We start from the raw sequence: 12,485 nt of genomic DNA, 5'->3' as shown, positions 1-12,485 counted from the left end.
ACGATCCGTGTTACTTAATAAACACAATATATACCTTGTCTAGATCCAATACGCTTTCTTCTTTATATAGTAAAACTTTGTCCTTCAGATCAGCCGAAAGGTTCTTGATTAGATGCTGCGCGGCGAGTAGTGTATGGTCACCAAAATCATAGATCACCAAGAATTTGAATGCTTCAGCCGGCTTGATCGACTTCACTTTGGTCTTACCTACAAGTAAACCATAGATGTCCTTTATCAGACCCGTTTTCTGTTGAGCACCAAACTTAAAGCCGTTCATAATCGGCTTGTTACATTTTATCTCAGCTATAACATTGATATCTCCTGTGACCACAAGGTCATATCCATTCTCGCTTGGCTTGGTGTTTAATACTTGATCTAAATAAACTTTATAATTTTCTCTGACGTAAGGGAAATGCTCACTAACCCATTCAATGAAGCGGATCGTCGTTCTGTAAGTTATGATATTGTGGATGTCCCTGAGTGTGGTCTTAAGGTCTTCAAAGTCGTCAACTGACAATTTAGAATAATAGTCTTCGGGATTGCCTGTTATTTTGTCCGCGACGAATCGGTTAAACCGCTCCTTCAGTTCGGACTCGCGGTTATAAGGATCGCTCATAATTACCCCCATCTGGATCTGAAATCTATGAGCATTTGACTCAACACTTTACCAGTTTTCAAACGCTCTACAATATGTTTCCGATAATGATCTGTATCTAAATCAACCGAGAAAACTGGGTTTGGGGTAAAGGTCAACCTGGAGCAATTGTACTGGTTAACAACGACCGCGACAGTTCCGACCTTTCTCCTAATCAAAATGAACACTCAGAACTTTCTCCTCTAATTGTTCGACCTACAGGTTTGGAAAGTTTGCCAGAGGGGATTGAACTGATTCTCTACACCCCGCCCGAAACAGCTGGTCGTTTCGCAGTATTCCGTAAGCAAGCCAACGGAACTATGGAGACAATTCTGGGGCGCAAATCTAATCAAGAATCACTTTCGTATTCTACACCACTGGATCCCCGTGGAGAGAACTTATTAATTGAAGCTTATGATCTACCAGGTCCCTTTTTTGAGGGAATGATCACGTTAGAATTACATTTGCGTCGGACGGGAGGTATACCGGCCGCTATAGACACAGTGGTTTTCCGCGTAGCACCTTGGATCATGACACCGAACACACTTCCTGTCAAGGAGGTGTTTACATGTATCATTCCTGGTACTGAAGAAGGTGAAAACTCAAAATTTATCGAAGGTCTTGCTAGCGCATGCAACAGTCTTGGCGTCTCATTGCACCAAATACCCTTTGATGAAAACAATGGCGATCGCTGGATACAAGATGAGATCGAAATTGGATATTGCGAAGGTCCCACCCACAGCTTGCCAGTTGTCTTTGACAGCCCACGAGACAGAGGTCTCGACGATTTTCCGGAAAAACGAATCTTAGGACCTGATTTTGGTCACTTCCAGGTAGGAGGAAGCACCCCTAATTCACTCGATTCGTTCGGAAACTTGGAAGTAAGTCCACCCGTTACCGTAAAGGGACGTCATTACCCATTTGGGCGAATCATCTTCGGAGGTCGTGCTTACGGAAACTATCAGGAAGGTGCCCGTCAAATTATGCCGCACTTGCGTCACCTTCTTCACGCTCAAAAAGTTCAAAGCCCGATTGAAATATTTACAGATTGGCTTTCAGTAGGCCATGTAGATGAAATTCTCTGCTTCGTTCCGGCGGCGAACGACAAAGGGTTTAAAATGTTAGTTGCCTCTCCAATGCGAGCTAAAGCAGTGCTTGACCGTTTGGTTCAAGAAGGTCACGGCGAAACAATAATGTTCAAAGGTCTATTCCATAGTAGCGACGGGCAGAGTGTTTCAGCGGAAACAACGGTTCGAGAGCTGTTGTCTGATGTTCACTTTTGGAGCGAAAATAAGTACTTCCAAAAATGCATGGATATTAACCGGCGAATCTTGATTGAGAATTTAGACCTAAGCGATGTGGACATTATCGAGATTCCAGTGTTATTTCATCCACGCTCGCCGATTGACAAACGTACGGCAGCTTTTTTCCTCGATATGGTTAATCATTTGGTGATCAACAATACGAGTTTAGTTCCCAAACCCTATGGACCTGTTATAAACGGGGAAGACGAATTTGAGCTTGCCTTCCGTAATGCGCTCCCAGAACGGGACGTCCGATTCATTGATGACTGGTACAGTTACCATGAGATGCTGGGTGAGATACACTGCGGAACAAATGCACTTCGCAAACCATTTGCCAACCTTAAGTGGTGGGAATTTACTCCTGAAGGTGGGTACAACTTATAAAAGAAAATCGACAATTTACTGTAATGATTTCGAGAATCGTTGAATTCTAATCAAATATACAACAACAAAAACGGAGCACCGCAGGTTAGCGTGCTCCGTTTTCACATCTTCTCCTCAACCGGTAACAACCTCAATACCTGCATTCTGTATGATTTCAATTCCTGCTACAAGTGGATTAGTTAATAAGCTTTAACTGCATACCAATAATTAGATATACATCTAATCGGTAATCGGACTATGTTCTTGTCCTTAGCTTAGGACAAGAACTTGTACCGATAAAATAAAAAAACCGCTAAAATAGCGACTTTAATGGGAACATGTTTTTGTCCCTCGACAGTTGTTTCGTCTATACTTACTCCGACCACTCTTTCACTTGCTGGTAAGTGTAATCCCGGATATCCCAGTTTAGCTCCCCTTGGCGGTATACCCCCCAGTTGTGCGTGTCCAGTACATAGAAATTACCGTCCTGAGTCACTTTCATAGTCTGGTAGTCTTTAATTTTCACTGCTGCTGGACCTTGTTTCGCCGTATCAACAATTTGGCCGACTGTCCGATCACTTGGCAGGTAAAATCCATCGCAATCAAAACCGTCAACAGTATGTTGTCCCGGCTGAAGCGAAATAATGGAATTATCGAAGCCACCTTGCCCCTCTCCTCCGAAAACCATCAAAACTTCCTGTGTTTCGTTAAAGATTGTTCCGTTCAACAGTCGTCTGGGGTCCGTGACCGCAGACGACTGGCCGTTCTGTTCCTTCATGATGTCAACCTCCATATTCGTTGTCATGCTAGCTTCGGACTTAGGATACGCAACAATCCTGCAATTCATACATTTTTACCGGCTGTTGCAGTCTTCTTCATACAACGGCGGTGCTGGATCGACATTCCCGATGCCAAGTGAAATCGCTTGAAAATCGATCAGACGCACATCGTCAGTTGTCTGACGAGCGGACGATCATCGATTAACTCTTCGTTGCGCGTTATATGCGAATACAAGCAAGCGTTCTAGTTGAGTTCCATGAAGAGTGAATGAATTCAACTGTATATATTCTTTGTAGGGTTTTCCCTCGATTAAAGACCTGTGTAACCTTCCGAACCATATAGAATCTTCTTAAGATATAGGTAACTCGGGAATGAATTCAACATCAAGAAATTTTTCTAATACAATAACTTTATTCCAAAAAGCTATTGTTCTCTTAATTCCATTATCATGGACTTCTGAATCAAAAAAATGTAATATTTAACTAAAAATAAAATATTTACCATTTAAACATGCATCAAACAAAAGCAGACTATCAACGATCTCAGAAACACTTTCTGATTTAACAATATCTATTTTAAACTTAGCATTGATACTGAGTTCGCTTCATTTAATGTATATGAGATGACAAACGGTAGATACCCAATACTTTCAAAGATAAAGGATTCATTTATATTAGGATGAAGTTTTTTCTGTATCATAATTTTTTTGTAACCCCCCCCACCTTCTATAGTAATAGGGAATTCGGTCTCTGAGGATGGAGCTGAAATTACAAACTGAATATCGCTAGATCCTTCTGTATTGAATGGGAATTTACTAAGTCGGATAATTCAAAAGACTCACCATTTATCGTTACTTTACCATCTGTGATCGGAATCTTCTCTTGTGTTCGGTACAAATATTCAGTTAGCATTTCAGCTTGTTAGAACTCATCAGGTAGTAAAACGAAATGCTTATAGGTGTATTATCTACATCTTTAGGTTGTAAGACTAATGCGCCTTCATGATTAGTTCTAGTATACTCGAAATTCTCAGGTAGTTGGCCACTAAGAAAAGCGATAATTTCTTTAGGGATAGTAACTTGTTGTCTATCCTTTCTAAATGAACTTCTAAAGTTTGCAAACATCAAACTACCAATCCTCCCATATATCTTTGTAAACTAAAATATTGGCAATTAAATTTAGTTTCCCAGTCATGTCTAAATCCAAATCATCTAATATATATTTAATCATTTCCTCCTTATCAAAAGGATCCTTAACTATTAAATACTTTATTTCTTAATAATCTAAATGCAAACAGAGAGCATTATTTTGCGAAATGCCGTCAGAGTACAAGTTGATTGTTTGAGGAATTAACTGCTCTTCAGGAATTAACAATGAAAGATCTGTTTCAGTTTGATTGAATTTAGGAATAAATCGCCATTCTTTTTCATCATGAAAATTCTTGTTAACATACTTATCATTTCTATGCATCGGTCCGATCAAAGGCTTCATAAACAACAGATTGGTTAACAAATAATTGTTATACCTATTTATAGTTCATTTTCCTCATCACTGTGAATTGCCTCAAAAAATATTGTAAAAAAATCCTTAGCCAAATACGAGTCTCTATTTATGTACTGTATAGGTTGTATACCTTGAAACATCCCCCAAATCTTAGTGATACCTATCCCATAATAGCCGTAAAACTCCATATGGGGAGCAAGTTTGTTTAGATGAATATCACAAAAGCACTTCATGGGAAAAGCTATTCTATCATAGCCAGTTATACTAAGATACGATATATCTTCTTCATAATATCGAGGAATTAAAGCTTTCTTCTGTAAAGTTTTTTTTAGATATTGTAATTCAGTCATAAAATTAAAAAGTACATTAGCACTTTGTTAAGACTTCTGTTGAGGGTCCTTATCAACGACCACACGGGATCCATGAGGTCTGATTTCGTCATTTCCATTCGAAATTTTAATGTCCAAAACTCACTCGATTTCAAATTTGAATGTACTCTACACGCTGAATTTCACCACTAAATCTCCTCTACATTCCAATCCGATAAATTTTTATCAAGAAATACCTGCTGAGGTTTCTAGATAATTGTAAACTTCTCTGTAGTGCATCTCTGCGGACCTTTCATTTTTACACGAATCCTACCATGGCCCTCTTTTTATTTCCAGCAGGTCTCGCCCTTCATTGTCAATCCTTAGAAACTAGTATTCCTGTTTTAAAATGAAGCTATACTGTGGGAGCAAATGGCACAACCTCTTTCAATAATGAACACCTCACGAATATGTGTATCAGCCATGTAAATCGGAATCTTAATATAAAGCATTAAGCCAACTCGTGTGGAATATTTTTCTATACTTTATTTCTTATAAGAATGAATCAAGGAGTCCTATAGATACCCCATAAGAGCATTTCCCATTCTATGTCGAGCGCCTTACCAATGTTGTACTCCAAAGTAAAGAAATCGTGATCTCGTTCATCGCAAAATCTCTTAACGTTAGAATTACATAACTCCTTAATCTCCACGGCGCTTCCGAACTTATCAAAAGATTTGTTAATACGCTTGATTTCCTTGCAATCCTTACTGAAAACAGTATATTTATCAGGAATTCTGCTCATAGGATTTACACCAATCAAAATATTGTAACAAGGGATTTTCTCTGAATATGTAGCCTGTTTATTGATATCCTGTATTACACCATTTTTTACACCATAATCGCCGTAAAATACCTTATCATATCCACTTTCCCCATTACTTTTCCCTCGTTCAGTACTAGCAATAAACCAAGCATGTCGTGCCTTGAATTCAAACAAAGCGACCGGCTCTGTCTGCTTATATTGATACCGAATTATTGCCAAGTCTCTTCTTTTCCACTCACGCTGAATAAAGTATGTGTCATTGTCTTTGAGAGCTTTAGCAAATTGGATGTTGAATTTATCACGGATGTTCATTTCCGTTCGGGAATTGCTGTAAAGAGTAGCTAGTTCATTTGGAATCCATGTTTCGCTTAAAGTGCTTAGTAAGTTTTCAATATAATCTGGTGTAAACAACATTATTGAACAACACTCCTAATACCACAATCTCTTGAATAATCTTCTTTTACGGTTATTCCATGATGTCAGTTCTTTACATCTTTAGCTGTAATAATTCGACAAATTATCTGACATACCTTCCCTTTTACAGCAAAATAACAATTAGATATACGCCTAATCTACATTAGGAACATGTTCTTGTCCAATACGGAAATCGGTGAGGTTCTTGTCCCACGACACACTTGTACCGATAACATAAAAAAGCCGCTAAAATAGCGACTCTTCAATGCGATCATGTTCTTGTCCCTCGACCGTAAGGTCGTCAACCTTACGGTGGGTTTTCTCGTTCTGCGAAATGCCCCTTCTTGATCATTTATTAATTTGATTTACAATTAACTAACTCGACAATTTGTGTGATCCAAATTCACAAAACAATTCTCTCTTTTAGTTTTCATATTTTATTTCCATTAGTAGTACTATCATATATCAATCTCCAAAATCACCTGTTGGTTTCCTGCAACTTCCTTGTACGCTTCCTGCAGTTTCTACCGTACCATGTTTGGCGTTATCATGAGCTGTCCTTGCCGCATATGCCTCCACACTGGTCTTATAACACTTCCCCCATGATGTCCCAAAGTGACTTGGATCATTACAGAATACCTGCCATCCAGTTTCTAAAATATGATCATGAGCCTTATGTGATTCTTTTGATCCCTTCAATTCCATTGTTCATCCTCCTAATCGTTTTAAGTTTTTGTAATTTGTTTTATTAATCTTGAAGTTAAAACTATTTATAAAATCTTTGAGATATCTTTTGCATCTTTTATACATAAAACACCCTTATTTTGTGGAAATTTTTACAGATAAGCTCATTGCGGATGTACTAGGTCGATATTCTCGGTACATTATAAATAAATTTTGTAGTATTTTTGAAGCCTTTATTTAAACAAAACGGATTAGATTTACACCTGATAGGCCATTAGAAAAAGTTCTTACAATTCGGTAATCATTGATTCAAGTTCTTATCTCTAATATGAATTTTTTAATTTTGTATTAATAAAGAGACACATGGATAACCTAATTTTTGTTAAGACAAAGTGGCTAGTAAATGGAGTGATTATGCTTCATGCTCATAATCGTGCCAATAACTATGGCTTTGACTCCTAAATGAAAGAAGGACAACTCAATGACAACTGGAATTATTGCGCATAACAACATTTGTGCTATAGGTAATGCAAACGCTAACGCAGCCTTTACTACCACATGGCAGACTTCATATAGATTGAACGATGTACATGAGATGGTTTCAGTCCTAAAGGAAAATCTGCAGGAGTACCGTGCTACTTTCGGTGCATCAGAAGAAGCAGCTTGGGGAGACATCCCCAAAATCGATAATACAAGCAACAACGTTTGACGCCAATACAGAAGCAAATGTAAAGCAGTTTCAGGCCCTGGTCGGTCTTGATGCTGATGGAATTTTCGGTGCAAGGTCCCGAAACTACATGGCAGCTGCGATTGGTATATCTCCCATGGGGTGGGTACGAGTCCTTAGTCAGACTGAATCCCTTATCAATTATAATTATACCCCTGATGGAGCACGTGCAGATGGTGTAGAAAAAAGTTGCCAGTTGGATCACTCTTGGGTTACAACGACTACAAGTCAGACCCTTAAAGAAATTGCAAATAAATTCTTTCAGCAAACAAATTATAGATTGCAAATCAACGATTGTTCACTTATTGATGGTCATCATACACCAGAACATAGTAAGCATGATGATCGTAAAACGATCGACTCCGCAATCGCGACAACCAAAATACTACTATGTCGATTGAAATCCAGAAATTTTTCATGCAAATTTGTCAAGATCATACAAATGTCAAAGAAATTCGTTACCATACTCAACATGGCTTGTCGTTAAGTAAGTTCGTTGAAGATGTAAATCATAAAGATCACTTTCATATTGGAACCAACAATTAAAAATCTTTGAAATTGGGAGACAATTCAGTTGACCAATCCCCCTTTTCTCTCCAATCTTCAGTTTTGTCTAAAGTACAGTTCGGCCCACAGGTTTATTGACTGAATTATTTCTTGGGATTAACTTTTAATCTCCGTGAGATTGTTAAAGACCCTAATGGCTGCACTCAAATAAGATAACGCAATAAATTGATAAAGAGTAATGACAAAGGAGGCTAAGTAAATGAGCATAGAACTGAATACGACATTCCTGAAACAACAGCGATATCCAAACATGTTAGTCCCCTCTCCGTTGTCAGAGGAGATTCCGGAAGTTAGAGTTGAATCGCCAAAACGGGTTGTATTTCTACTCGGAGGTCAAGAGCGATGGGTGATTGACGAATCACATTTTGACGGAACTCCTAATCTTGAGGTGGATGATTCTACCCCAAACAGGATCCGTGTGGAACTTAAGAACGCATTTTTCCCTGGAACCGGTCTTTCGGCAAATCTAATTTGTGAGGTTAACTCTGAGAACGATATTCATTTAATGGACCTTAAGCTTGATTTTGGGGAAATCCACAGTCATGTCTCGTTGGCTAAATGGTTAACAGGAGAACATCCAATTATTAGTGAATGGGTTGATTTTGATAAAGATTTGATCTGTAAGCTTGGAAAGCACGGTGAAGTGTTCCTTGATGGGTACACAGATATGATGGAGTTTTTCCCTGGTTGGATCTTCCGCCTGAAAGGTCAGACTATAGCTTGGTTACACTATTTGGGTGCATCTGTCCATTCAGATGAAATTGTTTTTGGGATGGCAGATCAACATCACGATAGCCTATTTGCAGTGACACCAGCTCAGCGCACCATATTCTCTTTTCACCGATTATGGGGAACCTCATCGTTATCCCCTGCAATCACGCTACCAGAAGGTTGGCAAGTGGAACCGCCTGAATTTCCGGATTATCTATATGATGAATTACATTTAGAAACAACGGTCAATGGAAATGGGAGTAAGGAACAAGCATTTGTTGCCCAGCCAGCTCAAGAAGATAAGAGAATCTGGAAACTTAGACTTCACGGTATGCCAAATCCATTCCTTCTCTACAAGGTACGCTATGCCATGGGTTTTGACGAGAGCACGATGCAAGCTGCACAATTTGGACGCTTCAGCTCAGAGCCCATCTGGTACCACCTGAGCGGGTGCAGCCTGCTCTTAGGTGACGGACAGGATGCCAGTTTTGAGTTAGTCGCCAGGGACAAGCGTATTGAGTCTGCCGTTGTTGCACCGGCCCTGTTATCTTTTGCCGCGCCCCTTAAGGGGATGATTGTAGAGGCAATTCCAACCAAGCCTTTCAACGTATTAGGCATATATCCGGCAGGATTCGAGCGGCATCCAGGTTTTGCAAATACAGAAGCATTAGGGCTGCCTGCTTTGCAGATCGACCCGGACCTCCCATCGCCGATTCTGGCTATGTCGGATCTCACGATTTCATTGCTTCGTCCAAAAGATTTGCTGTCCCTCCGAATCGCTTTTGTGAATATGGTCTTTCAAACCGGCGGAGGCAAGCACGCCCATTGGGAACAGGTGTCGCTCGACAATCCTGCCTTTCTGGTTGTCTATTTTCCCCCACAACACATCGCGGAGCAAGCAGTCCAGGAAGGCACGACATATCCAAACCCACCAGCAGCTGTACGTATGTCCGGACCTAGCCGGCTAGCCTTCCGTGTTCCGAGAACGGTGAGCGAACTTCCGTATGCATTGGAGACGCTTCTCAATTGGAGCAGCTTTGAACAGAGCGTCGTCCCATCGGCCATGCCGTCACCAGTCGCCCCTAACCTCTTACTTAGTCACCTAACAGGATATAACGTAGACGAGTCTAACCCTCTGTTTGTGCCTGAACTACCAGCGCAAGAAACAGAGACTCCGGGCGTGGAGCATACGGCAATTGAGGCTCCTTACCGGCTCATCCTCTCTCCCAACTGGTTTGCAGGATGGGGACATGCAGCTAAACCAGTAACCCATGGAGGGATGACCGAACTCTGGCATACTCGCCTAGGGGTGCGAACAAAGGATGGTATCGATGAACAGGAGACTTCTTTGCGTACCGTGCGTGCAATCTGGTGCAAGGACAAGGACGAAGAAAATCCTTTCCAGATGTCGCTGAAAAAAGAAGATCGCAGAGATATTGTTATTAACTCATCGAACTATCTTGAGGCTATCAAGGTTAACAACATGATGCTTTCTTCACTGGGAGCTTGGTTAGACATCGAGGGGAATTGGCCATATGATCCAACATCTCCACTTCCTAATTTAAGCAATTGGACCCACAGAGCTACTATGGGTCGCGACTGCTATGTCAAAATTGTTCGTGAGGGGTATTTATTCCCTACCGGCCATCGCGCGTCCAAGATCACTTTGACCGAGCGCAGATGCCAGCTCTCCCCTTCACAAGAAATGGTAGCATATCTCATTTCTTGGGATATTGTGGTCGTTCGTGAACCTGAACGGTTCTATCCAGCACCTGGCATGCCTGATGAAGGCCGTAATTTCCCATTTTCGCAAGTTAGGGTAAAGACTCTCCAAACACCTCCTATTGAAGTAACACCATGGATACAGGTTTATAACAATGAGTTGGGTAACGAAGACTTTTTATTCCAAATGGAGGGAAAAGACTACGATGGAAAATGGAAATCATTTACACAAGCACTTGCTTTTGTAGAAAAAAAGAACGATCCTAACGATCCTACAGAAGATGAAAGAATGGTTGACCAACTTATTACAGAATACAGTCCGAAACGAAAAAAACGGTCACTGGATGGGCAAAAAGTATCCTTTGCACCTACGAGCAAACCTGGGGACACTGAGTTTGTAGTGAATTCCATAACATTTGGAGCAGAGAAAACAAAAGTTTTACCAGGATTTTACCCCATTATGGAACTTGCAGATGTCAAAATTCCCGCAGTTGAGCAGATCGTAGGTGCGGATAGTAACAATCTTGACAGTAATGAAGGTTTACTTTTTCAATATGATAGAAATTACCTTCAATGGGGGCTCGAAAATAAGTTAGAAAACCCGGGAGAAGTGTTTTTATGTCTGCCGCTCTTAACTGATCCAAAGACTTTTCCTTTTTCAGGAGATAAGGCAGGCGGTATTATTAAGCCTTTTCTATCCATCAAAGGTCTGTCACGCACATATGGCCCAGTAGCGGAAAATGCTATTAAGGAATGTTTAGATGAGAAACTTATTGGGAGTATTCTTGGAGAAGCCAAATTACTGGGAGGAATACTACTAACAGATATTGTATCAAACGTAAATCTTTCTGAATCTCCGGGCAGTATACCACAATTGACCAACCGAGTGATTTATCCAAAGGTTAATGGACACGAAGACAAAAATAGAGCGCCTGAAGCCATTGAGACCCTCTATAAGTTGGAGCCACAAATGAAGTCCGATTCGAAACATATCTTTGAGGTAACCAAAGATACCTCAATGAAACTTTCTGCTTTGATTTACACGAAACACTCCCCTCCGGAATCTACATATGAGGTCACCGGGGAGTTGCGTAATTTCAAGGTTAATCTGATAGGGACTGACCAGACAACTCAATTCCTGACTCTGCATTTCAGCGAATTGACCTTTAAAGCAAGAAACGGCCAAAAGCCTGTAGTTACCCCTAAGATCGAAAATGTTGAATTTGGTGGCGCACTGCAATTTGTATCAAGCCTTCAGAATTTCCTGAAGTCTGTTGGGGAGGATTCAGGGATTGATGTTACACCATCAGGGGTTTCTGTAAGTTCCAGTATGGCACTTCCTAATGTGACTCTGGGTATTCTGGCTCTTCAGAACCTTACATTTTTCACCAGGTTTGATCTTCCCTTTGATGGTTCTCCCGCCACTTTTTACTTTGCTTTCGCTTCAAGGGAGAATCCTTTTGTGCTTACGGTTGGAACATTCGGAGGCGGCGGCTTCTTCGGCATAATGTTGTCGCTCGACAAAGAAAACCCTGTCAAATTGCTTGAAGCCTCCCTGGAATTCGGCGGTAATCAAGCGCTTGATCTAGGAGTGGCTAGTGGCGGAATTTACCTAATGGCGGGAATATACTACAGGATGGAGAATGTCGCCCCAGATAAGCAAATTTGCCAACTCACGGGCTATGTGCGCTGCGGCGGAGTGCTTCAAGTACTCGGGTTAGTCACAGTTTCTGCTGAATTCTATCTTAGTCTAAATTATCGTAACCCTGGTAAAGCATGGGGACAAGCGACATTGACGGTGAAGATACATTTGCTTTTAACAACCAGGAGTTTGGACCTGACAGTGGAAAAGCAGTTCTCGGGCACTGATGGAGACCCACTCATCGAAGAGATGATTAATGAAGATGACTGGTACTCATATTGTAGTGCCTTTACTTAATAAA

At 40.8% G+C, this 12,485-nt stretch carries 11 protein-coding genes; 3 read left to right on the top strand and 8 right to left on the bottom strand.

The window, feature by feature from the left end; genetic code table 11:
* Positions 1-10 precede the first annotated feature (10 nt).
* Positions 11-616 carry a hypothetical protein gene (locus EC604_RS23340; protein WP_123066431.1) on the bottom strand — a complete coding sequence of 202 codons (606 nt, stop codon included), beginning with the start codon at positions 614-616 and terminating at the stop codon, positions 11-13.
* A gap of 101 nt (positions 617-717) precedes the next feature.
* Between EC604_RS23340 and EC604_RS23330 the strand changes: the two genes are divergently transcribed.
* Positions 718-2,322 carry a protein-arginine deiminase family protein gene (locus tag EC604_RS23330; RefSeq protein WP_275670051.1) on the top strand — a complete coding sequence of 535 codons (1,605 nt, stop codon included), beginning with the start codon at positions 718-720 and terminating at the stop codon, positions 2,320-2,322.
* 352 nt (positions 2,323-2,674) lie between these two features.
* Here the strand turns inward: EC604_RS23330 and EC604_RS23325 are convergent, their stop codons facing one another.
* The 7 genes from EC604_RS23325 to EC604_RS23295 all read right to left on the bottom strand — a co-directional run bounded on the left by EC604_RS23325 (position 2,675) and on the right by EC604_RS23295 (position 6,836).
* A complete protein-coding gene (locus EC604_RS23325; protein ID WP_151458114.1) occupies positions 2,675-3,148 on the bottom strand; it encodes a hypothetical protein in 474 nt (157 codons plus the stop codon).
* Between the two features lie 700 nt (positions 3,149-3,848).
* Positions 3,849-3,992 (bottom strand): hypothetical protein, encoded by a 144-nt coding sequence (locus EC604_RS31095; RefSeq protein WP_123066427.1) that lies wholly within the window; start codon positions 3,990-3,992, stop codon positions 3,849-3,851.
* Entirely contained in the window at positions 3,986-4,204 is a 219-nt protein-coding gene (locus EC604_RS31090) for an abortive infection system toxin AbiGii family protein (RefSeq protein ID WP_151458113.1), read from the bottom strand. Before EC604_RS31090 ends, EC604_RS31095 begins: the two co-directional genes overlap by 7 nt.
* A 151-nt stretch (positions 4,205-4,355) precedes the next feature.
* The gene (locus EC604_RS23310; protein WP_123066425.1) at positions 4,356-4,592 is read right to left on the bottom strand and encodes an abortive infection system antitoxin AbiGi family protein; all 237 of its coding nucleotides are present in this window, start codon (positions 4,590-4,592) and stop codon (positions 4,356-4,358) included.
* Between the two features lie 17 nt (positions 4,593-4,609).
* Positions 4,610-4,933 carry an abortive infection system antitoxin AbiGi family protein gene (locus EC604_RS31085; RefSeq protein WP_123066424.1) on the bottom strand — a complete coding sequence of 108 codons (324 nt, stop codon included), beginning with the start codon at positions 4,931-4,933 and terminating at the stop codon, positions 4,610-4,612.
* 523 nt (positions 4,934-5,456) lie between these two features.
* Entirely contained in the window at positions 5,457-6,131 is a 675-nt protein-coding gene (locus tag EC604_RS23300; RefSeq protein WP_123066423.1) for a hypothetical protein, read from the bottom strand.
* 465 nt (positions 6,132-6,596) lie between these two features.
* Complete coding sequence (locus EC604_RS23295; RefSeq protein ID WP_123066422.1) at positions 6,597-6,836, bottom strand: hypothetical protein; 240 nt, start codon at positions 6,834-6,836, stop codon at positions 6,597-6,599.
* A gap of 623 nt (positions 6,837-7,459) precedes the next feature.
* Between EC604_RS23295 and EC604_RS23290 the strand changes: the two genes are divergently transcribed.
* Together EC604_RS23290 and EC604_RS23285 are read left to right on the top strand one after the other, a co-directional pair.
* A complete protein-coding gene (locus EC604_RS23290) occupies positions 7,460-8,029 on the top strand; it encodes a peptidoglycan-binding protein (protein ID WP_161557020.1) in 570 nt (189 codons plus the stop codon).
* Positions 8,030-8,308: 279 nt separating this feature from the next.
* Entirely contained in the window at positions 8,309-12,481 is a 4,173-nt protein-coding gene (locus EC604_RS23285) for a hypothetical protein (protein ID WP_123066420.1), read from the top strand.
* Positions 12,482-12,485: the final 4 nt, after the last annotated feature.

The sequence above is a fragment of the Paenibacillus amylolyticus genome (genome assembly GCF_003719335.1).
Lineage (GTDB): Bacteria > Bacillota > Bacilli > Paenibacillales > Paenibacillaceae > Paenibacillus > Paenibacillus amylolyticus_D.
Note: the sequence above shows the minus strand (reverse complement) of the source record. Positions and strands in the feature narration are given on the sequence as shown.

What these genes read in the sequence shown, in the direction of transcription:
- EC604_RS23340 (WP_123066431.1), bottom strand. Translation starts at nt 616, where the DNA reads ATGAGCGATCCTTATAACCGCGAGTCCGAACTGAAGGAGCGGTTTAAC.
- EC604_RS23325 (WP_151458114.1), bottom strand. Translation starts at nt 3,148, where the DNA reads ATGAATTGCAGGATTGTTGCGTATCCTAAGTCCGAAGCTAGCATGACA.
- EC604_RS31095 (WP_123066427.1), bottom strand. Translation starts at nt 3,992, where the DNA reads ATGCTAACTGAATATTTGTACCGAACACAAGAGAAGATTCCGATCACA.
- EC604_RS31090 (WP_151458113.1), bottom strand. Translation starts at nt 4,204, where the DNA reads ATGTTTGCAAACTTTAGAAGTTCATTTAGAAAGGATAGACAACAAGTT.
- EC604_RS31085 (WP_123066424.1), bottom strand. Translation starts at nt 4,933, where the DNA reads ATGACTGAATTACAATATCTAAAAAAAACTTTACAGAAGAAAGCTTTA.
- EC604_RS23300 (WP_123066423.1), bottom strand. Translation starts at nt 6,131, where the DNA reads ATGTTGTTTACACCAGATTATATTGAAAACTTACTAAGCACTTTAAGC.
- EC604_RS23295 (WP_123066422.1), bottom strand. Translation starts at nt 6,836, where the DNA reads ATGGAATTGAAGGGATCAAAAGAATCACATAAGGCTCATGATCATATT.
- EC604_RS23285 (WP_123066420.1), top strand. Translation starts at nt 8,309, where the DNA reads ATGAGCATAGAACTGAATACGACATTCCTGAAACAACAGCGATATCCA.